The sequence below is a fragment of the Bradyrhizobium sp. BRP19 genome (assembly GCF_020194195.1).
Classification (GTDB): domain Bacteria; phylum Pseudomonadota; class Alphaproteobacteria; order Rhizobiales; family Xanthobacteraceae; genus Bradyrhizobium; species Bradyrhizobium yuanmingense.
On the sequence record NZ_JADYVZ010000027.1, the window covers coordinates 38224 to 63891 of the forward strand.

At 61.9% G+C, this 25668-nt stretch carries 18 protein-coding genes and 3 pseudogenes; 9 read left to right on the forward strand and 12 right to left on the reverse strand.

The features are described 5' to 3' along the window. Nucleotides 1-137: 137 nt before the first annotated feature. Nucleotides 138-482, reverse strand: coding sequence for a hypothetical protein (locus I6F36_RS36055; protein WP_225145479.1), 345 nt, complete (start codon nucleotides 480-482; stop codon nucleotides 138-140). Nucleotides 483-535: 53 nt separating this feature from the next. After that, nucleotides 536-1702, reverse strand: a complete 1167-nt coding sequence (locus I6F36_RS36060) for a GSU2403 family nucleotidyltransferase fold protein (protein ID WP_225173093.1) — start codon at nucleotides 1700-1702, stop codon at nucleotides 536-538. A gap of 330 nt (nucleotides 1703-2032) precedes the next feature. On the opposite strand from I6F36_RS36060, the gene I6F36_RS36065 reads away from it, so the two are divergent. The 6 genes and pseudogenes from I6F36_RS36065 to I6F36_RS36090 form a co-directional block, all read left to right on the forward strand. Beyond that, nucleotides 2033-3562, forward strand: coding sequence for a Wadjet anti-phage system protein JetA family protein (locus tag I6F36_RS36065; protein WP_225145481.1), 1530 nt, complete (start codon nucleotides 2033-2035; stop codon nucleotides 3560-3562). After that, nucleotides 3552-4190, forward strand: a complete 639-nt coding sequence (locus I6F36_RS36070; protein WP_128932111.1) for a DUF4194 domain-containing protein — start codon at nucleotides 3552-3554, stop codon at nucleotides 4188-4190. Before I6F36_RS36065 ends, I6F36_RS36070 begins: the two co-directional genes overlap by 11 nt. Continuing rightward, on the forward strand, nucleotides 4190-7621 hold the full coding sequence (locus tag I6F36_RS36075; RefSeq protein WP_225173097.1) for an SbcC/MukB-like Walker B domain-containing protein: 3432 nt from the start codon (nucleotides 4190-4192) through the stop codon (nucleotides 7619-7621). The genes I6F36_RS36070 and I6F36_RS36075 overlap by 1 nt, the downstream gene beginning before the upstream one ends. Nucleotides 7622-7623: 2 nt before the next feature. Next, nucleotides 7624-8793, forward strand: coding sequence for a Wadjet anti-phage system protein JetD domain-containing protein (locus I6F36_RS36080; protein ID WP_225145484.1), 1170 nt, complete (start codon nucleotides 7624-7626; stop codon nucleotides 8791-8793). A 518-nt stretch (nucleotides 8794-9311) separates the two neighbouring features. Further along, a complete protein-coding gene (locus I6F36_RS36085) occupies nucleotides 9312-9611 on the forward strand; it encodes a hypothetical protein (protein WP_225145497.1) in 300 nt (99 codons plus the stop codon). A gap of 44 nt (nucleotides 9612-9655) precedes the next feature. Next, nucleotides 9656-10285: pseudogene (locus I6F36_RS36090) on the forward strand (transposase); the annotation flags it as partial. 806 nt (nucleotides 10286-11091) lie between these two features. Here the strand turns inward: I6F36_RS36090 and I6F36_RS36095 are convergent. The 9 genes and pseudogenes from I6F36_RS36095 to I6F36_RS36135 all read right to left on the reverse strand — a co-directional run. Then, the gene (locus I6F36_RS36095; RefSeq protein ID WP_225145485.1) at nucleotides 11092-11376 is read right to left on the reverse strand and encodes a hypothetical protein; all 285 of its coding nucleotides are present in this window, start codon (nucleotides 11374-11376) and stop codon (nucleotides 11092-11094) included. A gap of 217 nt (nucleotides 11377-11593) precedes the next feature. Beyond that, nucleotides 11594-11998 carry a hypothetical protein gene (locus tag I6F36_RS36100; protein ID WP_225145486.1) on the reverse strand — a complete coding sequence of 135 codons (405 nt, stop codon included), beginning with the start codon at nucleotides 11996-11998 and terminating at the stop codon, nucleotides 11594-11596. Between the two features lie 433 nt (nucleotides 11999-12431). After that, nucleotides 12432-12656: a hypothetical protein gene (locus I6F36_RS36105; RefSeq protein WP_225145487.1), complete on the reverse strand. Its 225-nt coding sequence runs from the start codon at nucleotides 12654-12656 to the stop codon at nucleotides 12432-12434. Between the two features lie 310 nt (nucleotides 12657-12966). After that, nucleotides 12967-13355, reverse strand: a pseudogene (locus I6F36_RS36110) (cation transporter); the annotation flags it as partial. Between the two features lie 2 nt (nucleotides 13356-13357). Then, nucleotides 13358-16570, reverse strand: a complete 3213-nt coding sequence (ihpC, locus tag I6F36_RS36115) for a divalent metal ion exporter subunit IhpC (protein WP_225145488.1) — start codon at nucleotides 16568-16570, stop codon at nucleotides 13358-13360. Further along, nucleotides 16563-17540, reverse strand: coding sequence for a divalent metal ion exporter adaptor subunit IhpB (gene ihpB, locus I6F36_RS36120; RefSeq protein WP_225173094.1), 978 nt, complete (start codon nucleotides 17538-17540; stop codon nucleotides 16563-16565). The genes ihpC and ihpB overlap by 8 nt, the downstream gene beginning before the upstream one ends. After that, nucleotides 17537-18811, reverse strand: a complete 1275-nt coding sequence (gene ihpA, locus I6F36_RS36125) for a divalent metal ion exporter subunit IhpA (protein ID WP_225145490.1) — start codon at nucleotides 18809-18811, stop codon at nucleotides 17537-17539. The genes ihpB and ihpA overlap by 4 nt, the downstream gene beginning before the upstream one ends. A 55-nt stretch (nucleotides 18812-18866) precedes the next feature. After that, nucleotides 18867-19232: a hypothetical protein gene (locus tag I6F36_RS36130; RefSeq protein ID WP_225145498.1), complete on the reverse strand. Its 366-nt coding sequence runs from the start codon at nucleotides 19230-19232 to the stop codon at nucleotides 18867-18869. Between the two features lie 114 nt (nucleotides 19233-19346). Next, a pseudogene (locus I6F36_RS36135) lies at nucleotides 19347-19619 on the reverse strand (efflux RND transporter permease subunit); the annotation flags it as partial. A 457-nt stretch (nucleotides 19620-20076) separates the two neighbouring features. On the opposite strand from I6F36_RS36135, the gene I6F36_RS36140 reads away from it, so the two are divergent. From I6F36_RS36140 to I6F36_RS36150, 3 genes are all read left to right on the forward strand, one after another. Continuing rightward, entirely contained in the window at nucleotides 20077-21375 is a 1299-nt protein-coding gene (locus tag I6F36_RS36140) for a glycoside hydrolase family 28 protein (protein WP_225173095.1), read from the forward strand. 219 nt (nucleotides 21376-21594) lie between these two features. Next, nucleotides 21595-22632: a pectinesterase family protein gene (locus tag I6F36_RS36145; RefSeq protein WP_225145492.1), complete on the forward strand. Its 1038-nt coding sequence runs from the start codon at nucleotides 21595-21597 to the stop codon at nucleotides 22630-22632. Nucleotides 22633-23049: 417 nt separating this feature from the next. Further along, nucleotides 23050-23220, forward strand: coding sequence for a hypothetical protein (locus tag I6F36_RS36150; protein WP_225145493.1), 171 nt, complete (start codon nucleotides 23050-23052; stop codon nucleotides 23218-23220). A 70-nt stretch (nucleotides 23221-23290) separates the two neighbouring features. On the opposite strand, the gene I6F36_RS36155 is transcribed toward I6F36_RS36150, so the two are convergent. Beyond that, nucleotides 23291-25300 carry an NEL-type E3 ubiquitin ligase domain-containing protein gene (locus I6F36_RS36155; protein ID WP_225173096.1) on the reverse strand — a complete coding sequence of 670 codons (2010 nt, stop codon included), beginning with the start codon at nucleotides 25298-25300 and terminating at the stop codon, nucleotides 23291-23293. Nucleotides 25301-25668 lie beyond the last annotated feature (368 nt).

Consider the following 25668-nt stretch of genomic DNA (forward strand, 5'->3'; position numbering starts at 1 on the left):
GAAATTATTAAAAAACCATCACGGGCCCCTGCTCGTATCTGTCAGTCGGGCGTACGTCGCCTTGATCAGGTCGTCCAACGCCGCAGCGGCGTCCTCGTTGAGATTGGGATCTTCGCGCAGGATGGACGAGACTTGGGTCAAGGGGCTGGCCGCGCCGAAAGCGACTTTGAAAAAGACACCCGGGCGGCAATCCGGGCCAGGGCGGAGGTCATGGCGGTGGCCCCGACAAGCCCGTCAGTCCGTTCGTCATCGAAAAACCGGTCACGGTCGAGGACAAGAAGCAGACCGGCCATCAAACAGGCCAGCACGTTCCGATCCAGCTCTACTTCGTGCTGAGCCTCGAGCGCGTCGGCGGCAAGACCGAGCTGATCGAACGGCATGATGCACATCACCGGCATGGTCAGCTGCATCGGCAGCGAGATGATCAGCGAGCCAATCACGTGATTCGGCATGCCGACGCCGCCGATGATCAGCAGCAGCACCGGCGCGCCCGTCGCCGATGATGGGCGAGAGAGCCTCGTCGACCGAATTGGCATCACGGCGTTGGCGACGCCGTCGGCTTCGCAATTGAAACGCGCGCCAGAAGACCTTCCTTGCCTCCCGTAAGCCCGTACTCCTCTGCCGGCTTGCCGTCGAGTTTGGCCGCTTCGGCTACGCCCTTCGCGAGCATGTCGAAAGTGTCGTCCGAAAGACGCAGGGCGCCAACACCAAGCCGTCGTCGCCATCTGGCTCCGCGTTCCCAAGCTTCGATCCACCCAAAGCCTAGGTCGCTACTACGTTTGACGGCATTGAATGCTTGAATGAGCGCGCCAGCCTGGTTGATGTCCTTTTTGGCCTTATCCGCAAAGAACACATTCCGTTTGGTCGCCATGATCAGTTTGTGGACGGCGTAGCGCTCCGGGGCCGGTACAAGGACCGGCACTCCGGCGTCGTGCAAGACCACAGAGCGGATGGGCTCATGGATCAGGTAGTCTAGGAACCGCAACACCTGCGCACCTACAGACGGTCCCAATGAAGGCATCTGCGTCAGTCTGGAGGAGTAGTCCTCGTCGCCACGGTTTGGTGTAAGGAATTCGACCTTGAAGCCGGTGGCATTGGCAAAACCGCTGAACAGCTTGGTTTCATCGGGGGAGAATGAGGGCGCAAATGTCGGATCCACTTTTTTCAGGATCTCTTCGATGTCGGGCATGCTTTCATCGATCGAGATCGAGATGCCGTAGAATTTCGCGATGTCCAGATCCTCGGTCGTCACGAGCTCGTCGGGCAGCTTGACGCCGAGTACGCCGCTGTATGTCTGATAGGCCATCGAACCGACGAGCGTGGCGCGAAGCCGGAAGAGTCCCGCGCGCGCGAGTTCGTTGACGACGAGACCTTCCATGTGGGGAGGGGCAGGGTAGCCGGCCCGCCTCAACTTCGCTGCCAGCTCGCGTCGCGCGCGATAGCCAATCTTGGTGCGCTGGAAAGCTTCCGCGCGTTTGGCAATCTCGGGATCATCGGCCGGACCGACATATTTGAGAGTCGTCTTCGTCGGTCCCTCGCCACCGGAGGGCTCGTAGGCCTTGTAGTAATAGTATTCGCGGTTGGCTCGCTTCTGTTTGAGAAAGGTCCCGTTTTCCGGGAAGTTCTCGTCGAAATCCGCGTCGGTCGCCTTCTGAACCAGGTCGGAGAACATGACTTGGTCGATGTTGGAAAACTGCTTCATAGGTATTTGTTACCATTTTGGCGAAGTGGTAACAATGGTTTTTTGTATCCATCCTGCGAATGGTAGCAAATTTGTATCCATTTTGCCATAATGGTAACAACAATCAATTCAATGACTTGAGGCCGGATTGTTCCGGATCTTAAGACCGAACTCCTCCGATCGGACTTTCGGAGTCTCGACAGCGACTGAGCTGGAAAGTTATATTAGAACATACTAAGAACCGATCTTCCGGTTGTATTTTCAAGACCCACTCTCAATACAATGTTGTCCGGCACATCATGCGTTTAGCGTCGCCATCTCAGCATGAAGTCGGGCCCAGGAGCCGCGTCATTGACCTTGTTCCGCCATTTGCATGACGACGCGTTTCTAGCTTTTTCGCGCGATCACAAGCACCTGTACGCAGCGTGTCTGCTCGATCTACACGAACGCTTCTTTTCAGGCGCCCCGTCGTTCCCGACGCCGCAGCAGGTGGTCCACGCCATCTACGACGTCATGCGCGCCAACCCCGTCCTCTGGAACGAGGGCGATGATTTCGGCAGCCTGCCGGAAATGATTTCCGCGGGACGCCGCCGGATCCGGAAGGCCGACGTCGCGCTCGCTTCCGAGAAGGGCGACAAGGCGCTCGGTCTTGCCCGACAATTGTACGCCCGGCTGCTCGCCTGGGGATGGCTTGAAGAGGAGGAATACGGGCTTCGCGTCACCGTGGACATGGCTATGGGACCGCTGCTCGTGATCCAGCGGTTCGCGAGCCTCAACAAGGATCTCTCGCAGCGGTTCGGCGGCTTGATCGTGCAAATCCGCCTCAACCTGGAGGCCGTCGAAAAACTGAGGCCCGAGATCACCGACCGCAAGCAGCGCGAAGCCGCGCTCGCCGTCCGCGAGGCGCGCAATCAGGCCGACCAGTTCACTAAGAGCCTGCGGGCCATTCTGGCCGACCTGAAGCGCGTCCGACGGACCGTCATGGAGTCGAAAACAGTCGCTACCCGCCTGGAAGCCTTTTTCGAGGAGTTCGTCGACCAGCTCCTGCTGAAGGATTTCGAGTCCATCCTCACTGTCAACCATCCGTACCGCTTCCGCGACGCCATCGTCGATCTCGCGCGGAGGATCTCCTACACCCCGGAAACCATGCAGGTCCTCGCCGAGGAGTACACAGCTTCCAGCATGGCAGCCGACATCGAGGACGGTCGAATGGCCGCGGCCGACGACCTGCTGGCCATCGAAAGCATCTTCGATCAGATTGGGGAGATGTTCGATAGGATCGAGGCCTTCCGCAGGCAGCTCGAAGCCCGCGTCCGCAACACCATTAAGTACGCCGAGCGGGGCGGGCAGGGACTCGTCGGCCGGGCCGGCGACCTGGTGCGGCGCCTGGATGCCCTACTGCGAGACGGCAGACACCACAAGGCGACAATCGAATGGAGCATCGAGCCGCTGCGATCCCCCTGGTCGGAGCACCATCAGGCGACGGCCAGGCAGCCACGCCGTCCCGTCGAAGCAAGGGAGCTCTCCGAGCCGCCGTCGGATCCGTTGTACGAACTGCGGAAGAAGCTCCGCCTCGAGTACATCGCTCGCATCGCGCCCCGTCCCGAGGATGTCAGACGATTCCTCGAGGGCCAGGTGCCGCCCTTCACGACCAGGGAAGCCCGCTTCATGGAAATCGATACCGTGGACGACTTTCTCGCCTTCGATTGCGCCCGCCGATATGCGTTGACGGGCGAGATTCCGGCGCAGGTCGCGGCCGGGTTCGAACTCGAACCGTACCCCGACACGCCACCACACGACAGCGAATGGCTCCGTTGCGCAAACTTCCTGGTCAAGCGATCGGGCGCACTCCGGAAGGCGAGGGCGGCTCATGCTCAGTGAATTCGAAAACGTCGAGCGCTCCTTCGGCGCGGAAAAGGCAGCCGACCTCCGCAAGGCGCTGCACTTCCTGCTACGGCGGCAGTTCGTGTTCGCGGGAGACCCCCGGACCGGGACAGTCTACAACACGATCATGGATGGCCGCTTCCGCGACGTGGTCGACGGCTTCTTCGATAGTTGCGGATACCGCGTCCATCGCGATCCGGAGGCGCAGTGGGCCGGCATCGTCGCCATGGACGAGGACGTGCCGCTGCCCCGGATGAAGCTCGACGAAACCATCGTGATGCTGGTGCTGGCGGCATACTGGCAGCAGGAGGTGAACGTCGGAGCAGTCGAGGACCGGGCCGTCGTAGTGGCCACTTTGAACGACCTGTTCGATCGCTACCGCGAGATGGCCCAACACGGCGGCGGTGGCGCGATCTCGCCCGCCCGCTTCCGGGACATCCTGCGCGAGGCCGCCCAACGCAGTTTGGTGGAGATCGGTGATTTTGACGACGAGCAGCAGGACTGCGAGATCAGGATCCGCCCGATGATCAAGCTGATCAGTGGCGGCGATGCTCTCCAACGGCTTGAGCGCTACGTCCGTAGCGAGGAGGCGCGGTTTCCGCAGCCCGCAGGAGACGAGGCATGATGGAGCTGCGACACCTCACGATGGTGAACTGGCACCTGTTCGACGTCGCCGACATCGACGTGACAGGACACGTCGGGGTGCTGGGCGAGAACCGGTCCGGCAAATCGACGATCCTCGACATGGCGCAGGTCGTCCTCACCGGCGGGAGCCGGCGGTTCTTGCGCCTGAACGCGGTCGCCGGCGATAGCGGAAAATCGCGCAGCGGCTCGAAGCGCAGCGTCGTCGATTATTGCCTTGGGACGCTCGGCGAAGACCAGCGCCGGCGCGACGAGGCGCGCACCTACATCGCGCTCGGTTTCGAAGATACGGAAGGCGCCCGGCCACCGGTCACGATCGGCATGGCGCTCGAGGCGCGCAAATCCGACAGCAGGGAGACTGTGCTGGCACTGTTCGTCGCCCTCGGGACCGTTCTGAGCTCCAAGGACTTCATCGAGCAGCGAGGAAAGTCGCAATTCCCGGCGCAATGGGAGGACGTGCGCGCCCGGATCGTTGCGGCGGTCGGCGAAGGCAACTTCGTCAATCATCGCGACCGGGCGAGCGACTACGTCCGCGAGTACATGCGCCATCTTCTGCCGCATTCGCCCTATGGTGAGCAGAACGCCAGCGCCCTGCAGAAATCAATCGTCAACGCGATGACGCTCGACCACAACCAGACGGCGACGCAGTTCGTGCGGAACTACATCCTCGAGGACAGTCCGATCGGCATCAAGGAGCTGCGCGAGTCGATCCAGACATACCGCAACATCAGCGAGACCATCCGGAAAATGCGCCTCAGGCTCGAAGCCCTGAGGGCGCTTCGGGGCGTCCTCGCCGCGCTTGAAGAGGCGCTCGAGACCAAGTTCAGGGAAGAGTGGATCGCAAAACGCGCGACTTGGCTCGCGGCGCGCGCGACAAACCTGGACTTCAAGACCAAGCGGCGTACCGAGATGGCGCGCCGGGACGCCGCAGCAAAAGAACTCGAATTCATCGACGACGACGTCAAGGCCATCGATAACGAGATCGAACGCCTCATGGCCGCGATCGCCGAGCACGATGCCAAGACCGGCAGAAAGTCCCTGCAGCAGACCGCCGATGTGGCCGGGCAGGCGGCGCACCGCGCCTCGGCGGACTTCAAGGCTCGCATGGAGAACATCCGTCGCCTGGAGCCGCTAAGGGCGATGTGCGCGGACGGTTTCGAGGACTTCGTTCCTGCGCTTGAGCGTCTTGTGACGGCCACCGCCGGGGCGGACATCGAGGGCGTCTCCGACGAGGTCACCGCGGCCGAGAAGTCCTTCGCGGCAAGCGGCGCCAAATGGCTGCCGAAGATCGACGAAGCGCGTCAAACGATCATCGCGGAGCTTTCCGGGCTCCGAGGCCGCCGCGACGAGGTGCTCGAACGGATCCGACAGCACGCCGCCGGAGGGGCGCGCGCCTATCTCGGCGACGACACTGAACTTCTTTGCCGCAGGCTGCGGCAGAGGGGAATGGTGCCGCGCGTGCTCTGCGACATCATCGACGTCGCCGAACCCGAGTGGATAGGAGCCGCCGAGGCGCTCCTCGGCCGCGACCGGGAAGCCGTGTTCGTGGACAGAGCGGATATCAGCGCCGCCACGTCAATCTTCAAGGAAGGTCGCCGCGAGTTTCGCCATGCATCGCTAGTGAGCCTAAACAAGCTCGAGCAGTTCAGGGCCAAGCCGGAGCGCGGCACTTTTCCCTCCATCTTCCGGAGCCAGGATCCGGACGCGATGGCCTTCATCATGCGCCGCTACGGCAATGTCCGTCTCGCGGACACGCTCGACCAGTTCAACAGGCCCGGCCGGGCTATCATGAAGGACGGCCTCTACGACGACGGACTCGTCCGGAGCCATCGCTGGATCGAATCCTCGCAGCATAAGATCGGAAACGCGGCCCAGGCGAACGCCCTGCGCTCCCTGCAGGATCAGGCCGAGGAACTGGGTCGGATTCTGACCGACAAGGGAAAGGAGGCCCATGCCGCGGAGCAGGCTTTTGCCGCTCTGAAGAACATCTGCGAGGAACGTAATGACCTCGCGGCTTGCGCGGCCGCTTTCGCGGCCGCACAGACTGAGATCGCTGAAGCTCAGGCCAGGCTCGATGCTCTCGACGGCGCGGGGGACGGCGGGCTTCGCGACAAAAAGAGGGCGCAGCAGAAGCTGAAGGAGAAGAGGCTGGAGGAGAGAAAGACGCAGCAGAAGGCGTTTGGCGAGCACGACGGCGAGGTCAGGTCGGCGGAGAGGAGGCTCGGAGAGGGCGAGAACGTGCCCGGCTCCGAACTCAACCTCAGGGTCGCGCGGTCGATATACCGCAAGTTCTTCTCACTCTACTCCACCGCGAAAGGCAGGGCCGTCTACCGCGACCGCCTCGATGCCGCAGCCCAGAAGGGCTTCGCGGAGAAACACCGCGCCATCGCCGAGAAGGCCTTGAAGGATGCGAACGCGTCCGACAACGAGCGCGCCCGGATCGAGCGACGGGTCCGCGAGCTTCTTTACGATTACTTTGACCAGTTCGGGATGAGTTCGCAGGTCGGCGGGGAAAGCGAGCCGCTGCGGGAGGTGAAGCCGTGGATGGAACAGCTCATCTCGGATATCGAATCCAATGAGCTGCGCCAGTACGAACGGCAGGCGCGGGAAGCGGCGGAGAAGGCGTCCACCCTGCTGCGCGGCGAGTTCATCAACGCGCTCACGGCCCGGATCGGAAAGATGGAGCGGGAGCTGCAATCGTTGAACCGTAGCCTCTACGCACATCCCTTCCATAACGAGCGATACTCATTCCACCGCACCCAGATGGTGGAATTCCAGCCCATCCTGAAGATCATCGAGATCGCCAAAACCTCTCCGGAGGCGCTCGATATGCTGTTCCGGGGTGACGTGCCCGATGACTTCCCGCACAAGGATACGATCGTCGCACTCGAGGCGCTGCTCGAGGACCCCGACAAGGATTTCACCCAGTTCGAGGACTACCGCAACTTCTACACGTTCGAGATCCACATGGAGGATGTCGCCACCGGCCGCTCCACCCGCTGGGAGCAGCGGCGCGGCACCGGGTCTGGCGCCGAACAGCAGGTGCCTATCTACGTTGCCATCGGCGCTTCGCTGGCCGCCGTCTACGGCAGCGCGGAGCGTCGTGCCGGCAAGCCCGCCGGTTTCGCGCTCGCCATGTTCGATGAGGCCTTCTCCAAGATGGACGGCAAGAACCAGCGGCAGATGATGAGCTTTTACAAAAACCTCGGCCTGCAGTTCGTGATCGCGGCGCCGTTCGAGAAGCGCGTCGCCGTGCTCGAGCACATGGACACCATCGTGGAGGTGGACCGCATCGGTGAGCAGTCCAGGGCTACCGTGGTGGAACTGAAAGAGAAGGCCAAGCGCGAACTGATGGCTATCGATCCCGACCTGATGTCCGAAGATGAGCTCGCCACCCGTCTGGCCGCCGAGTAGCCATGGCTCGGCGTTTCACGGATGCGATCGGCCTGCTGAACGACCTGCTCAACCGCTTCGAGGCCGGGGCCGCAAGCCCGATCGCCCACCCGGACTACCCCGCCTTCCCATCAGTCGTCGCGGCGGACGCCTTCCTGAAACACATCAGGGAAGCCGAAAGTGCCGGCGCAGTCTCCCTTGGTTGGGGGCGCGGCCCCATGCGCGACCAAGTGGCACATGTGCGGCTGTCCTCGGCGGAGATCTTATACCGATATCTCGGCCGCACCCCGGCCTCACGCATCGCGGAGCATGCCGCCGTCCGGCTTGTAGCCGGAGTGGCGCTGCACGAGTCCCTGAAGAACAGCGGCTCTCAAATCGCAGAGGTGTGGGCGCGGGGTAAGACGTGGCACGGATTCGGCTCGTCCGACGTCGACACGCTGCGCCACGCATTCGTTCTCGCCCAGGCGATCCTCGATAACAAGCATCTGGACGTCGACTACAAAACTTTCTCGCGACGTACGGTGGGGCACAGCAAGATACTCGAGCGCATCGAGGGGGCCCTGGTCCGGCTTTTGAGCGGCATAATGGACTTTCCGCCTGGCGCCCGCCCCCGCGAGGCACTGCGAGCGATCGGGCTGGAGCGCTTCGCGCCGCCCCTGCTGATCGCGGGCAAGATCGACCTCGACGGAGCCGATCTTTCCAGGATATCTCCGCATTATCTCGGAATCACTCCCAAGGAGGCTGATCGCGTCCGGTTCCGGGAGCCGCCGGCCTACGTTCTAACGATCGAAAACTTCGCAAGCTTCAACCGGCACATCGCCGAGGCGGACCCCGGCCGATTAGGAACAACCGTGTATGTCGGCGGGTACCCCTCGCTTGCCACCCAGCAGGCGCTGCGGACAATCGCAGGATTGGTATCCGAACAGACGCCGATCTTTCATTGGTCGGACATCGATCCGGACGGCACCTGGATCTTCCACACCATCGAGCGCGCCGTCGATCGACCGATCCGTCCCCACCTCATGAGCGTCGAAGTTGCCGAGCGTTTGGGACAAGTGCCGTTCAAAAAATCAGCACCCGCTCGATGTCCACCGGACTCCGGTATCGCAGCTCTGGCAGCGTACCTGGCCAAAGATGGAGCCAAGACGCTCGAGCAGGAAGAACTCGATCCAGTCCTGCCAGGGTCTCATTAGAAAATGCGCGCGGACGCTCGTGGTTGCGGCTTTGGCTGTCTCGCTCAAGACGTCGTTTGTTTCAAGCGCGACAACAACACCGCCTGCAACTACGTGCTGAAGGAAAACCGACATCGTTTCGTCATAGAAGCGCTCAACCGGCATTGGCATGCCGGTTGCTTGAAGATGTGACGAAACCACCTGTGACTATGATGCTCGTGCAGCATCCCGGTCGAAGTATTCAGATGAAACTTGCCCGCTTGATCGATGGCAGAGGTCCCCTGATGCGCTTTCCAAACCGTGCGCCTGCCTCGCGAACTCTGCGATCTCCAGGTCGCGCTCCGGTTTGCCGGGCAGAAGCCGATTGTCTTGTAAGGGGCTCGCAACGAATGGTGGTTCTCAACAAGAACGCCAGCGTAAAGGCGTCCTCTGGACGATCGTTTGGCATCGCTTTAGCCCATGGCTCAGGGTGGGGCATCTGCGACATGCAGAGCCTGCATTCTTGAAGCTAGGTGCCGGCCTTGCATCGGTTCTTGCAGATGGTCAATGAGCTAATGCAGAACGATTGGGATCTTGAGAAAATACTCAGGCAACAGGACGAACTCAAGGTCAAGCTGCTTCGCGCCCAATCGGTTGTCGCCGAATGTAAGGCAGGATTGGCGGATCTGGAGCGGAGGCTTGAGCGTCGAGCGGTCTCATCGTCGATCGATGAACGCCAGCGCAACTCTGCGGCAAACAATTCAATAGGTAACGCACGACCGCCCAAATCGCGAAGCGTCGATGATCCTGTTAACCTGGATGCTGCCGTGGCATTTTCGTCTCGACTATGGGACCGCTGAAAGCTGCCGCCGCGCACGGTAACGCAACAGGTTTTGTCACGGACCTCGCGAAGATCTGCCGCAAGGCCGGGATCAGCCAGCGACCTAGTTCAACTGGAAGAAGAAATATGACGGTCTGCTGCCGACGGAGATCCGCCGGCTGAAGCAGCTCGAGGAGGAGAACGGCAAGCTGAAGAAGCTGGTCGCCGATCTCAGCCTCGACATGAAGATGCTGCAGGACGTGATCCGCCGAAAGCTATCAAGCCTGGCGGGAAGCGCAAGCTGGTCGACGAGGTCTGTGGCGAGTGGCAGGTCTCGATCCGCAAGGCCTGCGAAGCTCTCGAGTTCGATCGATCGACCTACCACTACGAATCCCGTGCCCCGGCCAGGCTGCCCTCGAACAGAAGATCAAGGAGATCTGCCATGTTCGTATTCGCTACGGTTATCGTCGTGTTCACGTCCTGCTGCGTCGTGAAGGCTGGCGCCATAGCCAGAACAAGACGCGGCGCATCTATCGCGAATTGGGCCTGCAATTACGCAACAAAACGCCGAAGCGCCGGGTCAAGGCCAAGCTGCGCGATGATCGCAGGCCGGCGACGCGATCGAACGAGACCTGGGCGATGGACTTCGTCCATGACCAGTTGGCGACCGGACACAAGCTGCGCATGCTCACGATTGTCGATACCTTCTTCCGTGCACCACAAAATTATGGAGATTGCGGTGGTTAGGCTTTGCGTGGCCGGATTCCCGATCTTTGACCGCAAGTCCCGACGAAAGGCTCCGGTTGATCGAGGCATTGACCTCTGTCTTGCTGATTCCAGGCTGCGTACTGAGTAAGGGTCGTCGTGATACGCAGTCTCCCCAGGATGCGCATCGCCCTCATTTTTGGCCTGCTCAAGGCTCACGAGCTTCAGCAATACAACAAGGTCTTGACTTTTCATACAAATTCGCTTCCGTCCTTTGTCCTAGGACTAAGGACAAGAGGCCATATGGCGAGCCTTTCAAGGATAGAACGTGCTGCTTTGTGGCCGACGAGGGGAGGTCTGCCGCCCCTCCTGGTAGCATCTTCGATTTGCAGTCACTTCAGATTGTTGCTGCCTCAGGTCTGCCCTTGCCGGTCAGCCGAATTCGTACGCCCAACCGGTCCGCCAGCGTTTCTAACGAATCCATAACTGCTCCCTTGAGCGAGGCGGTGGGGCCCGTGTGGATTTCTAGAAAGATGCGGAGGCCTCGGACGCCGAACGCCTCCGGATCGAGCGAGGGGTCCGCGAACTCCTTTACGATTACTTCGACCAGTTCGGGATCTCGGCAAGCCAGTGCGCGCGACTGGTCACGGATCGGCCCGATGTGCTGATGCACAACGTTATCAGCGCACTGGAGAAAAACGTAAGCAGCGCGGCATTCTTCGTCTCCGCGAATTTAAGGAAGTCGATATTTGGCTGAGTTGCGTTGAGGGAGTCTTCTCAAATGCATCCTCTTGATCGTCTTTCATGGTCAACTATCAGGTCTTTAAATCTATAAGCGAGTAGCTCGTACTCCGGCCACCGGCAGCGTCCTTTTTGAGGATGCCGTGACCGACGAGTTCGTCGATGTCCCTCGCGGCGGTAGCCTGGGAGACTTTCGTGAGTTTTGCCCATTTCGACGACGTAAGTTTTCCTTCGAATCCGTCGAAGAGGCGATTGAGCACCAGTCGCTGACGCTCGAGGCCAAGCGCGTGCACCGGGCCGTGGCGACGGCGCAACTGATCATCGACGTTTTGGCGCAAACTGGTGAAGACGCCGACCATCCCGCCGCCAAAGTGCGGGTCGGCATCGATACGGGCAAGGCCTTAGCGGTGAACCACGGTCGTCGTGGCCATCGCGAACCGCTATTCTTGGGCGACCAGCAAATTACGCCGCAAAGCGCGCTGGCGGTGGTAGTGCAACGGGCATCTATCTGGCCAATAAGGCGCGAAAAGCCATTGGGCTTTCGGAGACCAGCAGCATCGACACTTCTCGATCATCTCAACGCTGGTTCGTCAGTCTGGCCAGCATATAGATGTCGGCACCTTCCATCAGGCGGAAGCAGATGTAGGTGTGCCGCAGGCTGTAGAGCGTGCGGGGCCGTCCCTCCCGATCAAACTTGAGACCTTCTTCCTGCAGGATGCGGGTGAACATCTCGTGATGGTACTTCGGGAAAATAAGATCGGTTGGCTGCGGCTTGTTGCGCTTTTTCAAGCGCTCAAAGACTGGCACCGTGTTCTGCGTGCTCTTGCAAGGACCATAGCCGCGCTTTCCGCGCACTTCGATTTCAGGGATGGTCTCCTGCGTGCCTTCATCAAAGGCTACCGTTACGTCGCGGTACTGGAGGCGCCTGGCCTCGTCCGGCCGCAGCCCGGTATCGCTCGTGAAGAGAATGAGGTCGTGCAACTGCTCGCCCCACCACTTCCACCTGCTGCTCTTGGGCTTCCGGGCCCTCCACCCGGTCGCCTGATAGAGCCGGCGATATTCATCTCGCGAGAACCAGGCCCGATGGGAGATTTTTCCGTTCTTGCGATTCTGAAAGATCAGGAAGTGCCATGAGCCATTGATGGCGTAGGGCCGTTTTCAGGATCTGCCGAAGGCATACGATCTCCTGATGCATTGTCGCGCGGGTAGGTGGCTTTCCCCGCTGCTCTTTGGCCTGCTCGATGCGGCTTATGCGATACTCGAAGGGATGAGGTACTTGCGCGCTCGACGCTCGTGGCCTTTGACATAGATGGCGTTGCGCTGACCTTCCGTTAGCACAGGAAACTCTTCCGGAAACTTCTCAGCAGCCGCCAGGAAGGTTTTCTCCTTCTTCCGAGCGGTGACCTTTTCCAGGTCACCGCTTCCTCACCATCTCGCGCAACTTGAGATACCACTGGTCGGCGACTTCCTCGGCCTGCCGGAGGTCGTCCTTCTCCGTGGCGGAGCGGTACTGCTTTCCTTCGATCGTTGCGGAGCAATGGTGCCGGCCGCGCTTCCCGCGGCGGTACAGGTGGACTTTGCCACCAAGGATGATGTGGTTTGTTTGCTTCTCTGTCCTTTGCAGCGCGACTTCGTCCATGACGCTTGTCTTTCGTTGGTTGAGCCTCCTCCGAATTGATGGACACCTGTAGGAGGCTCGAGGAGCCACGAGATGTCGGATGGAAAGACGTCAACGTCGGTCGTCTACGGACGACTACAAGCGGCAAGCGGTTGATCTCGTCGCGTCGAGCGGGCGCGTTCAATGACCACGATGGTCCGCTATGGCCGTGGGGCTAGGCACGAGACGTGCCTGGCGGTACTGACCGCGAAAGCCGACCATACCTCATCGGCATCGCATGGATGATGACGAGAACTGGCTGACTATGTCCCGCACGCGATCACAATGCGGTGATCGCGCCGGTCGCGACCAGCAGGAACACGGCATTGGCGAGCGCCGCCAGGATGGTGGAGGCGCGCAGGCCGTAGGTGAAGCGGCCGCTCGGCGCGCGCTTGGCCGCAATCGATGCGCCCCAGGCCACGACGAGGCCGAGCACGTCGGACAGATGATGGCCGGCGTCCGCGAGCAGGGCGGTGGAGTTGCCGATATAGCCATAGACCGCCTCGGCCACGACCAGCGCGGTGTTGAGGTAATGCCGATCGCGAAGGCCTTGCCGAAATTGGCGGGCGCATGGACATGCGCGTGACCATGGCCGTGGCTGTGGTCGTGACCATGGCCGTGATCATGCGAATGGCCAGTATGGTCGTGATGATGATGGCAGTGATGGTCGTGGCTGCCCAAATCTAGCGCTCCCCGGACGCCGCCAAATCAGGCGCCATTCTAGGCGTTTCGTGCGCCCCGTCACGCCGGAACAGCACGTACAGCGCCGGCAGCACCAGCAGCGTCAGCACGGTCGAGGAGATGATGCCGCCGATCACCACGGTTGCGAGCGGCCGCTGCACCTCGCCGCCGGCGCCGGTCGCGAGCGCCATCGGCACGAAGCCGAGCGAGGCGACGAGGGCCGTCATCAGCACCGGCCGAAGGCGCGTCAGCGCGCCCTCGCGCACGGCTTCGGCAATGGGTCGTCCCTCGCTACGCAGCCGCTCGATGAAGGCGATGATGACGAGGCCGTTGAGCACGGCGACGCCCGACAGCGCGATGAAGCCGACCCCGGCGCTGATCGACAACGGAATGCCGCGCAGCAGCAGCGCCGCGACGCCGCCGGTCAAGGCCAGCGGCAGGCCGGAGAACACCAACGCCGCATCCGCGGCCGATCCCATGCCCATGAACAGCAGCAAGAACACCAGCAGCAGCGCCACCGGCACCGCGATGGTGAGCCGCTTGGTCGCGGTCACCAACTGCTCGAACTGGCCGCCCCAGCCGATCCAGTAGCCTGGCGGCAGCTTGACCTGCTCGGCGACCGCGGCTTGCGTCTCGGCGACGAAGGAGCGCAAATCGCGCCCGCGAACGTTGGCCATCACCACGACGCGGCGCTTGCCGTTCTCGCGGCTGATCTGATTGGGCCCCGGCGCGATCTCGATCGCCGCGACGGACGAGAGCGGCACGTAACGGGGCGTCGTCCCCGATGTCCCCGGCCAGGCGGTTTTCGTCACCGCCGCGATGTCCTCGCCCGGAGGCAGCGGGATCGGCAGCGACTTGATCGTGTCGGGGTTGGCACGCAGGCTTTCCGGCAGCCGCACCACGATGTCGAAGCGCCTGTCGCCCTCGAACAGCTTGCCGACCGGCTTGCCGCCGATCGCGATCTCGACGAGGTTCTGCACCTCGCTGAGGCTGAGGCCATAGCGCGACAGCGCCTGGCGGTCGAGCTTGACAGTGAGGATCGGCAGGCCCGCGATCTGCTCGGTCTTGACGTCGGCGGCGCCCTCGATGCCGCGCACGACGCCGTTGACCTGCTGGGCGATGCCCGCGAGCACGTCGAGATCGTCGCCGAAGATCTTGACGCCGACATCGCTGCGAATGCCGGCGATGAGCTCGTTGAAGCGCATCTGGATCGGCTGGGTCATGCCGTAGGCGGTGCCGGGCAGGGTGTTGGCGGCGCGTTCGATCTCCTCGATCACTTCGTTCTTCGGCTTGGCAGGATCGGGCCATTCCTCGCGCGGCTTCAGCATGACATAGGTGTCGGCGACGTTCGGCGGCATCGGATCGTTGGCGATCTCGGCGGTGCCGATCTTGGAGAAGATGGTCGCGACCTCCGGTACCTGCCTGACCGCCTTCTCGAGCCGCAGCTGCATGTCGACGCTCTGGGTCAGGCTGGTGCCGGGAATCCGGATGGTCTCGATGGTGATGTCGCCTTCGTCGAGACTCGGGATGAACTCGCCGCCCATGCCCGCTGCTGCGAAGATGCTGCCGGCGACGATCAGCACGGCACCGAACGCGACGCTGCCGCGATAGCGGATGGCGTGGTCGAGCAGGGGCAGATAGAGCCGCTTGGCGGCCCGCATGAAGACGTTCTCCGTCTCCGAGACCTTGCCGGTGACGAAGATCGACACCGCAGCCGGCACGAAAGTGACCGATAGCAGCGCCGCCCCGGCGAGCGCCATCAGCACCGTCAGCGCCATCGGCGTGAACATCTTGCCTTCGGTCCCGATCAAGGTGAGGACCGGAAGATAGACCACGGCGATGATCAGCGTGCCGAACAGGCTCGGCTTGATCACCTCGCTGGCACCAGTGCGGATGGTCTGCAGGCGTTCATCCAGCGTCAGCAGCCGGCCGCGCCGGTGCTGCTCGGCGGCGAGCAGCCGCAGGCAGTTCTCGACGATGATGACGGCGCCATCCACGATGATGCCGAAATCGATTGCGCCCAGGCTCATCAGATTGGCGCTGACCTTGCTCTCGACCATGCCCGTGATCGTGAACAGCATCGACAGCGGAATGACGCAGGCGGTGATCAGCGCGGCGCGGATATTGCCGAGGATCAGGAACAGCACCGCGATCACCAGCGCCGCACCCTCAATGAGGTTCTTCTCGACGGTCTGGATGGTGGCTTCCACCAGATGCGTGCGGTCATAAACCGCGCGCGCGATGACGCCGTCGGGGAGCGATTTTGCGATCTCCGCGAGCCTGGCCTTGACGCGCTGGGCTACGGTACGGCTGTTCTCGCCGATCAGCAGCATGGCGGTGCCGAGCACGGTTTCGTTGCCGTTCGTGGTCGCGGCGCCGGAACGAAGGTCCTGGCCTTCCTGGACGTCGGCGACGTCGCGGATGCGCACCGGCACGCCGCCGCGCGAGCCGATCACGATGTCCCTGATGTCCTCGACATTGACGACCTGGCCGGGCGCGCGGACCAGATATTGTTCGCCGTTGCGCTCGATATAGCCGGCGCCGACATTGGCGTTGTTGGCGGCCAGCGCCGTCATGATGTCGCGAAAGCCGAGCTTGTAGGCCATCAGCCGGCCGGGGATCGGCAGCACGTGGAACTGTCGCTCATAGCCGCCGATCGAGTTGACCTCGACCACGCCGGGAATGGTGCGCAGCTGCGGCTTGATGATCCAGTCCTGGATGGTGCGCAGCTCCGTCGGCGTGAACTCGGCGCCCGCAGGTGACTTCGCACCTAGCTTGGCCTCGACCGAGTAGACGTAGATCTCGCCGAGCCCGGTCGAGATCGGCCCCATTGCGACCTCGGTGCCTGCAGGAAGCTGGTCCTTCGCCTGCTGGATGCGCTCGTTCACGAGCTGACGCGCAAAATAGATGTCGGTGCCGTCTTGGAACACGACGGTGACCTGGCTCAGCCCGTAACGCGAGATCGAGCGGGTGTAGTCGAGCCTGGGCAAGCCGCCCATCGTTGTCTCGAGCGGGAAGGTGATGCGCTGCTCGGCCTCGAGCGGCGACAGGCCCGGCGCGCGCGTGTTGATCTGGACCTGGACGTTGGTGACGTCGGGCACGGCGTCGATCGGCAGGCGCGTGAAATTCCAGGCCCCGAGGGCGCCGGCCGCGAGCGCAAGCAGGACCACGAGCCATCGCTGACGAACAGAGAAGGCGAGCAGGGCGTCAATCATGATCGGCGTCTCCCTTGCCCATCTCCGCCTTGACCACAAAGCTGTTCTCGGCGACGTAGCGCTCGCCAGTCGAAAGGCCGGCGCGGATCTCGACGAATCTCGGGTCGGAATCGCCAAGCTCGACGGGGCGCGCCTCGATCTTGTCGCCATCCTCGCGGACGAACATGATGGTCTTGTTCTCCAGCGTTTGAATCGCGCTGCGGCGCACGGCGACCGCAACATTGCGCGCCGCGAGGATCAGCCGGGCGGTGACGAACAGGCCGGGGCGCAAGCGTCCGTCCGGATTTGGCAACACCACGCGCGCCAGCGCGGTCTGGGTCTCGCTCGAGCCGATCGGCGCCATGTAGGAGATCGTGCCCTTGATCTCGCCACGGCCGTCGTCGGGGTCGATCAGGACCTCGTCATTGAGACGGACGCGCTTCAGGTCCTGCCGGTAGATCGACAGATCGACCCAGATGGTGGAGAGGTCGGCGACGACGAAGGCCGGCTTCTGCTCGGAGGCGTATTCGCCGAGCGAGATCTGCCGTTCGATGATGGTGCCGGCGATCGGCGCTTTCAGCTCGTAGACCGTGAGGCTCTGGTTGCTCTCGATCGCGGCCAGCAGATCGTCCTTGGCGACCTTGTCGCCGATCCGCTTCTGGATCGATTTTGCAATGCCGGGAAAGCGCGGCGTGACCTGAACGACCACCTCCTGGTTGGCCCGCAGGATGCCGTTAAAGGAGAGCGTGTCCGCCAGCGTCGCGCTCGCGGCCTCCGCCAGGGTCACGCCGGCGGCCGCCAGCTTGACGTCGGAGATGCGGATGCGGTCGGCGCCGTGCTCGTCCTGCTCGACATGGTCGTTCGGCCTCTTCGGTTCGGAATGCGCGGCGTGTTCCGTCGAGGCAACCTTGGCCGGCACGAGCACGGAATACCCGTAGGCACCGAGCGCGGCCGCAACGATGGCGACGAGGATGGTGGAGGATGTCTTCATCGCGCGCTCTCCCGGGCCAGCGCAAAGGGATTGCCGACGAGGCCTTCGATGGTCGCAACGCCGGCATGGAAATTCTGCAGGGCCTCCTGCTCGCGCAGCCGCGCCTGGGTGACGCTTGCTTGAGCATCGAGCACTTCGAGCAGGGTGAAGCGGCCCTGGCCGTAGCCTTGCGAGATCGCCTCGGAGGCTTCGACGGCCTTGGGGATCGCGGTCTCGCGCAGCACGGCGAGCTCGCGCAGCGAGCCCTGCAGCGAGTCGTAGGCACGGCCGGCGATCACGATCAGCGTGTTGCGGTTGGCCTCGCGCTCGGCTTTGGTCTTGGCGAGGCTCTCCTGCGCCGAGAGGATATTGCCCTGGTTCTGGTCGAACACAGGGATCGGCACGGAGACGGAGAGGCGCACCGCGTCGTCATTGCTCTCGTTGAAGTGACGCCAGCCGGCGGCGATCCGCGCGTCCGGATAGGGTTTGAGCCGCGCGATCAGCAGCTCGGCATTGCGCTGGGCATAGACGGCAGTCCAGCGCACCAGTTGCGGATTGGCGTCGATGGCGGTCACCACCGACTGGAACGTCGGCGGACGTCCGGTGGTGTCGAGCCGGCCGGAGACCTCGCCGAATTTCGCCGAGGGATCGCCCATCAGCACCGCAAGCTCGCGCCGGGCGCTCGCCAGCGTCGCCTTGAGGCGCTCGCGGTCGGCCTTCACCAGCGCGGAGGCGACCTCGGCGCGGCCGGTCTCGGCCGGCGAGGAGGCGCCGGCCTCGACGCGGCGGCGCAGCAGCGGCGTCAACTGGTCGATGGCGGTAATCTGCTCGTCGAGGATCTGGATCCGCCGCTGCGCGCCGAGCACGCTGAGGAAGGCGATCGCGGTCTCCGACAGCACCTCCAGCCTGACCGCCCTGCGCTGGATCGCGGCGAGCTCGATGCCGGCCTGTCCGGCGGCGATCCTGGCGTCGCGCTTGCCGAACAGCTCGAAGGCCTGGCTGATCTGGAGCGTGGTCTCGGCCGATCTGGTGCCGCGATAGATTCCGGAGCCGAACGAATTGTCCTGCTCATACAACAGTTCCGGATTGAGCAGCGCGCTGGCCTGGATGCGCTGGCCGGTGGCGATGCCGACGTCGCGCTCCGCCGCCGTCAGGCGCGGGCTCGCGGCCAGCGCGCGCGAAAGCGACGCGCGCATGGTCAGCGTCTGGGCGTGTGACGTCAGTGCCAAAGGCGGGCTGATGAGAATAGCCAGCGCGCATGCGATGCGCGCAGCCGTTCGTCTGCGAAACATGAAAAAGACCCGTGAAGAAGAACCGATGGGCGCGCGCAGCGCCCGGCTGATCCGTTCAGGTCAGGTGTTTTGGAGGCGGGGAGTCGGTATCGGGCGCGATTCCGGCAAGCGCCGGCTGTCGCTGCTCGACCGGCGGGGCCATCACGTCGGTCGCGGCGTCCGATTGCATGGGCTGTATGACGGCGACCGAGAAGCAGCCGTGGCAGTGATGACCGGCGAGCGCCTTGTGGTCGCCATGGCGGGCCGCGCCGTAGTCGAGGATCGAGGCGATCTCCGAGCCGCCGGATGGGCTGGTCACATCGATGTCATGGGCGCCATGGAGCGCGCCCGAGAGCAGATACAGGACCGCGACGACCACAGCCACGAGCCCGCGCCAGTTGCGCGTCAAGCTCAGTCTGAAGTGCCAGCGGTTCGGGACCACGAATTTCACTCTCGCTATCAGTCCCGCTGGCCTAGCACGGCAGCGGGAACAGTGTCGACTCGCAATAGTGTTACGTGTGGGGAACTCAACGTCGCAGCATGTGGAGTTACGAGCTCATTCGGCGGCTTCCCGCATTTGCTCGGATGCGACGACTCCGCCACTCGAGCGCAGTCCAAATCCCTTCACCAGCCCGAAGATCGCAGGGATCACGATCAGCGTCAGCAGTGTCGACGAAATCATGCCGCCGATCATGGGTACGGCTATGCGCTGCATGATCTCCGATCCCGTTCCGCTGCTCCACATGATCGGCAACAGGCCGGCCATGATCGCAACCACGGTCATCATCTTCGGGCGGACGCGCTCGACGGCGCCTTCCATGATGGCGTCCGGAACAGGGAGGGTAACGGCAGTCATTCAAATTAGTGAGATGCCAGGAAGAGGGTATCCGGTGCGAATGCGATCCCTGCCGGCCGTAGCTTCGTCAGCTTCTCGAAAGCTTTCCCGCATACTCACTGACCCACTGCTCCCTGGACGAGAGGCTGGCGTGGAGTCACGCGCATTGTAGATGCAAAAATGCCGAAATCGGGGACCGGTTGGGAGCTCAATCAGTGTGAGCGAGCTGACGTTACGAAGCTGTTGGATTTTCGGACTATCGCAGAACGCTTCGTCTTTTTCGCGCACAGGCAAGGTGCTACTGCGCGATCGCAAGGTCCAGGCGTCTGCTGCGTCTCATAAATGTCATCTTGCGCAGGCCAGTGACGCGCGCGGCGGCTCGATCGAGCCAGCGCTCAATACCAGACAAGGCACGCGGCAAGGATGCGCGTGACAAAGCACGAGCAGGTCAATGACAAAGCGTTTTCGCAGCTGGGCCCTATTATCCATACTCGCCTCCATGGTTGTTTGCCCCGCCGCAAAAGCGCAAGACCGCCGGACTATCGCCGAGCCTGTTGCACCTCAGACAGTCTGCGATCGCCCTGTGCCTTCCGGCAAGAACGATACAGTTAGCCTACAGGACGCCATTCAACATTGTCCCGATGGCGCTGCAGTTTATCTCGGGCGCGGCGAGTTTCACTCAGGTCCACTCGAGATGAAATCGGGCGTGACCTTATGGGTCGGACGCGGTGCGACACTGATCGCCATCCCCGAACCTGCTGCTTACGACAAGGGCCTCGGACAATGTGGTCGCATTGCAGAAAAGGGCGACGGTTGCCGGCCATTCATCAGCTTTTCTAAAACGCGCGGCGGCGGCATCTACGGAGAGGGCATCATCGATGGTCAGGGCGGCGCAATGATCGGCGGCGGCGCGGAAAGCTGGTGGCAGCTAGCCCGCCGCGCCCAAGCCCAGGGCGGCAATCAGAACGCCCCACGCTTGATCCAGGTCGATCATGCGCAGGACATCACGTTCTCTGGTGTCATCTTGCGCAACGCTGCCAATTTTCATGTCGCGATGAACCGGGTTGAAGGTGCCACGTTTTGGGGCCTCACGATCGATTCGCCGGCGGATGCCCGCAACACCGATGGCATCGATCTTGGCGCCAGTCAGGATGTGACCATCACCCACAGCGTGATCCGTACCGGTGACGACAACGTCGCAATCAAGGCCGGCGACAATGGCTCAAGCAGCCATATCTCGATCATTGATAATTATTTCGGCTGGGGACATGGCATGTCGATCGGCAGCGAGGTGAATTCCGGGGCCAGAGACATATTGGTGCGTAATCTGACGCTGGATGGTACAACGTCGGGCCTGCGCATCAAGAGCGATGTTGGTCGAGGCGGCCTGGTCGAGAACGTGACTTATGAGTACGTGTGCCTGAGGGGCAACCGGTGGCCGCTGGCTTTCGATACAAAATATGATCCGCGCGCTCAAGGCACGAGGATTCCGGTCTATCGGCAAATCGTTCTCCGTCATGTGCATGGCGACACTGGTGTGCTGCTGATGCGCGGCGTGGACGAGCGGCATGCCCTGGACGTGACACTCGAAGATGTCCGATTTGCCAATTCCGCGACTTGGCAACTTGAACATGCGAAGGTCACCGCAAATCAGTCCGACGTATGGCCCCCGCTGCCCGGACGAACTACACAACCGCTGCTGCGCGGATCGGAGGTATGTTCCAGAGCATTCCGCGACGGCAATCGGTAAGCACTACACCCGGCGCCGCACTCAGGTGGTGAGTTCCGCTTCTGGGGCCAAGATTACTGGTGCCGACGAAGGTCGGCCTCATGCCCGAGTTGGTTGCAATTGGCCGACGGTTTTGCAGGGAGGAAATGCCAAGGTGACGTGCAGGGTCTGATTTGGCGATGAAAATCTCGTGTCGATGCGCGGCGCTATCCCGCTGAGAACAAGGAAGTGTAAGATCACATGAGAATTTTCATTTCCTCCGCCGCACTTCTGGGGGGATGCTTCTGCATCCCCGCGGCGTACGCTCATCCACTGTTGGTGTCGCATGCCGGAAATGCAGACTATCACTCCGTGCAGCAAGCCATCGACTCGTTGCCGGCGGAAGGCGGAAATGTCCGGATCGCGCCGGGCATCTATCGCGAGAAGGTCAAAATCACCAAATCCGGTGTTCATCTCGCAGGCACTGGCAACAAGCCGGAGGATACGGTCATTGTGTATGGCGACGGCGCGATCAATGTAGGAGGAACGGCCCGTTCGGCGACGCTGGATGCCGCTGGCGATGACTTCCAGCTCGAGAATCTGACCATCCAGAACGACTACGCCCTCGATCCGGCCAATCCACCCTCCCAGGCGGTAGCGCTGTCCGTTACCGGGGATAGGGACGTCATTAGGGGCGTCCGCCTGCTCGGCGCCCAGGACACGCTGTTTGCCGGCAAGGGACCAAACGGCAGAATGTCACGACAATACTTCTCGAACTGCTACATCGAAGGGCATGTCGATTTCATATTTGGCAACGCCAAAGCCTGGTTCCGGCAATGTGAGTTGCACGGCATCGCCAATCAAGCCGTCATCTACACCGCTCAGAGTAAGGCAGCGCCGGACGAGGACAGTGGCTATGTGTTTGATCATTGCAGGCTGAGTGCCGACCCTGCTGCGCGCTCTATCGCACTTGGCCGCCCCTGGCGCCCCTACGCCACCGTGGTCTTCCTGTCGGCGAAGATAGATGCCCCCGTGATCGCGGAAGGGTGGCGCGAATGGACGCCCGGCAAGACGAATACGTTGAGGACAAGCTATTATGCTGAATACAGATCCTCCGGCGTCGGGGCTAACCCCTCAGGCCGCGAGCCTCATTCCCATCAGCTGACAGAGGGCGAAGCTGCGAGATGGTCGCTGAGCGTGTTCTTCGGGGGTGTCACAGATTGGCTGCCAACGACTCAGGATGAAACAAAGAGCAGCGTTCACGGTGAAGGGGTTCGACGGCGATCCTCGGATGAATGACGGGAGGGGAGCCTGATTGTGATGGAGAGTCTTGTACAGCAACCCAACTGCCGCCGGAGTCAAACCGACAGAAGGGGGCCGGCGCGACGATCTCATCCGTTCGCCGTCCACCCACATGCGCCTGCTTCAGCTCGCAGCTCATCTTGTCCATCTTGGCGGATCAGTGTCGACAAGCTCTACGGACCATCACGTCAGCACCGTCGTCATCGCTCTGGAACGGCTGATTTTGTTGCTCAGCGCCTTGCGCAGATCTCCGGAGAACGAAGTGGGCTGATGCTTCGCGGCCATCTTCGTTCGGCCAGTGATGGTCAGGCCCCTCGTAGCTCAGCCAGCAGCCGTCGCCGCGATCAGCCGATACGCGCGGTGTAAGTACGGTGGAGTCCGGCGTTCTTCCATGCCGGCTCCGGAGCCGTACAAATGCGCGTATCGACTCTCCATTTCGACAATTCGCCCGTATTCATGCGGCCCTCGATAGCAGCCGACGAGCATCCGCATCATCGCGAGATCGGCCATCGTCGCTTTAGGGAAACACCGCTGGAACGAGTCGGGCAGTCGGCGCTGCGGCTGCGCTTGCTGCGCATCAGGTGACGGCTCTCAAACCGGCGCACCAGAGGGAAACTGTAGCAGGAATTAACAGCCTCCTGCAGCAAAGCTGGCTTTACAGGGTGAGGCCGAGATCATTGAGCACCTTGTCTCTTAGAGCGCCCTTGATCTCACGGCCGATTTCTTTACGAACTGCGGCACCCAACTCTCGCTTGGCATCCTCGACGAGGTCGGCCTCAACACCACTCAAGCCTTTGTCGGCGAGCTGTTGCTCCAGTCGGCTGTAGAACTCCTTTCCCATTGCAGCAATGAGCTGGTCCTGCGTCCTGGCGTGGTCCTCCGGTGCGATGCGACGCACCACGTCGTCCCAAGGTTGCCAGCCCACCGCCAAATAGTCGGCGAATTCCGCCGCCTCCCTGTTCCGTACGGATGTTTCTGCGCTGTCAACGTCAGCGTCGGTGACACCGGAGACCTCAAAGAAGCGCATGTCCGGCGCGACGTGTTGCAGTCCCAGCCGCTCGCGCAGTTTGTTCTGATAGGCAAGAAAGACTTCAACGGCGTCGATGTCTTCTACGTTGTCGACCGAGGCGAGCGAGTGAGCCTTATCGCGCGCGATCGCCTCGAGCGCGTCCATGCGGAACATGACGCGCCCCAATTCGACGAGATCGGCAAGCCGTGCCTTGTTGTCATAGAGGCCGTTCTCGACTTCCGCGATGAGGCGCGCGGTCTGCATTCCGTTCCAGGTTAATGTTCTGCGGTCCTCGCAGCTCTGGTTGGCATCCCATGCCAGTTGAAAGTACTGCGCCCGCAATTTCGGGTTTTTCGCCGCCTGTCGCAGATCATTGGCCACCGAGTGCCGGAATTCTTCATTGGTAGAATTGACTGAGTTGAACAGCTTGCCAAGGAAAAGGCCGTATTCCCGGGCGCCCGGCTCTTCTGCAAAGCTCTGCCAAGCCGCCAGCACCTCTCGATCGCCGTTCAGTGGATTGCCCTTGAGCCAGTCTGCGACCGCTTCAATGAGAACATCGGCCTGTCCATCGTCTGTTTCCGACGCTTCACTTTCGTCGTCGCGCGAAAGGTGGACAGTCGGGCCGACATAACCCTCCGCGCTTAGGATTGTACTCAGGTTCGCCAGCACCTGCTCAGGCAGCGGATTTTCAGTCAGAACTATGCGGCTACCTTCGCCCAACTGCGTCAGCAGGTCCTCGGGCAGACTCGTCAACTGGTTTTGGCTGGCGTCGAGAGACTGCAGTGAGGCAGGCAGGGCCTCCGGCAAACGCGTTAGTTGGTTTTCGCTGACGTCGAGAAACTGGAGCGTGGCAGGAAGGACCTCCGGCAGATTCGTCAACCGGTTGTGGCTGGCGTGGAGAAACTGGAGCGAAGCAGGGAGGACCCCGGGCAGATCCAGCAACTGATTGTGGTTAAGATCGAGAAACGCCAGCGCAGCAGGTAGGACCTCAGGCACGCTCATCAGCCGGTTGGAGCGCGCGTCGAGACCCCTGAGGTCGGTCGGAAGCGGGGGCAGGCTGGTGAGCTGATTGCCCCTGACGTCAAGACGCTGGAGCGAAGCAGGGAGGACCTCGGGCAGCTCCAGCAACTGATTGTGGCTGAGGTCGAGAAATTCCAGCGCAGCAGGTAGGACCTCAGGCAAGCTCATCAGCCGGTTGGAGCTCGCGTCGAGACCCCCGAGCTCGGTCGGAAGCGCGGGCAGGCTGGTGAGCTGATTGCCCCTAACGTCAAGACGCTGGAGCGAAGCAGGGAGCCTATCCGGCAGAGTGGTAAGCCGATTGAGGGGCACATCGAGCACGACGATACCGGTTGGAAGTCTCGGGAGGCTAGTAAGAGACAGCGATTCGAGATCGAGTCTAGTGGCCTCACCCCGAGTATTAAGTCGCCTTACTGCTTCTTCCCGATCCTCGAGCGGGCCAACCTCCGGTTCAGCAGCCCAATTCTCAAGCCCCTCGTCATCGTCCTCTACATGGGCTGAGTCCTCGGAGTTTGCTGCGTAGCCTGTCGCGACTGCGTTCCACTGCGCCGCCGCTCCGTTTTCCCCGCCTTCTTGTCCGGTAGATGCAGAAGGGATGCCACCGCCGCGCTGAATCTGTCCTGCCTCAAAAGGATCCATCTCACTTCCTCCTTATGAGCCTGAGTAGACTCAGTCCATGGTGACGCTCTAGGACCTAAGACGCTTAGCTTTCGATAAGCTGACAGACTATCACGGTAAGGTGGCAAGCACGGCATCGAAGCCGGTATGACTGTCGGCACAACGATTTTGGAACAGTGACTCGATTCTCGACGGCGGTAGTTATCTCCAGCCTACACGTTTCTGCGGATACCAAGGCGGCAGCGGCTTCAGTATAGAGCCTCTGAACCTCCTCCGAATTGATGGACACCTGTAGTAGGCTCGAAGAGCCAGGAGGTGTCGGATGGAAGGACGTCAACGTCGGTCGTTTACGGATGACTACAAGCGGCAAGCGGTTGATCTCGTAGTGT

What these genes read in the sequence shown, in the direction of transcription:
- I6F36_RS36095 (WP_225145485.1), bottom strand. Translation starts at nt 11,376, where the DNA reads ATGGTCGGCGTCTTCACCAGTTTGCGCCAAAACGTCGATGATCAGTTG.
- I6F36_RS36085 (WP_225145497.1), top strand. Translation starts at nt 9,312, where the DNA reads ATGGTCAATGAGCTAATGCAGAACGATTGGGATCTTGAGAAAATACTC.
- I6F36_RS36070 (WP_128932111.1), top strand. Translation starts at nt 3,552, where the DNA reads ATGCTCAGTGAATTCGAAAACGTCGAGCGCTCCTTCGGCGCGGAAAAG.
- I6F36_RS36080 (WP_225145484.1), top strand. Translation starts at nt 7,624, where the DNA reads ATGGCTCGGCGTTTCACGGATGCGATCGGCCTGCTGAACGACCTGCTC.
- ihpB (WP_225173094.1), bottom strand. Translation starts at nt 17,540, where the DNA reads ATGAAGACATCCTCCACCATCCTCGTCGCCATCGTTGCGGCCGCGCTC.
- ihpC (WP_225145488.1), bottom strand. Translation starts at nt 16,570, where the DNA reads ATGATTGACGCCCTGCTCGCCTTCTCTGTTCGTCAGCGATGGCTCGTG.
- I6F36_RS36145 (WP_225145492.1), top strand. Translation starts at nt 21,595, where the DNA reads ATGAGAATTTTCATTTCCTCCGCCGCACTTCTGGGGGGATGCTTCTGC.
- I6F36_RS36155 (WP_225173096.1), bottom strand. Translation starts at nt 25,300, where the DNA reads ATGGATCCTTTTGAGGCAGGACAGATTCAGCGCGGCGGTGGCATCCCT.
- I6F36_RS36140 (WP_225173095.1), top strand. Translation starts at nt 20,077, where the DNA reads ATGACAAAGCGTTTTCGCAGCTGGGCCCTATTATCCATACTCGCCTCC.
- I6F36_RS36075 (WP_225173097.1), top strand. Translation starts at nt 4,190, where the DNA reads ATGGAGCTGCGACACCTCACGATGGTGAACTGGCACCTGTTCGACGTC.
- I6F36_RS36105 (WP_225145487.1), bottom strand. Translation starts at nt 12,656, where the DNA reads ATGGACGAAGTCGCGCTGCAAAGGACAGAGAAGCAAACAAACCACATC.
- I6F36_RS36150 (WP_225145493.1), top strand. Translation starts at nt 23,050, where the DNA reads ATGCGCGTATCGACTCTCCATTTCGACAATTCGCCCGTATTCATGCGG.
- ihpA (WP_225145490.1), bottom strand. Translation starts at nt 18,811, where the DNA reads ATGTTTCGCAGACGAACGGCTGCGCGCATCGCATGCGCGCTGGCTATT.
- I6F36_RS36060 (WP_225173093.1), bottom strand. Translation starts at nt 1,702, where the DNA reads ATGAAGCAGTTTTCCAACATCGACCAAGTCATGTTCTCCGACCTGGTT.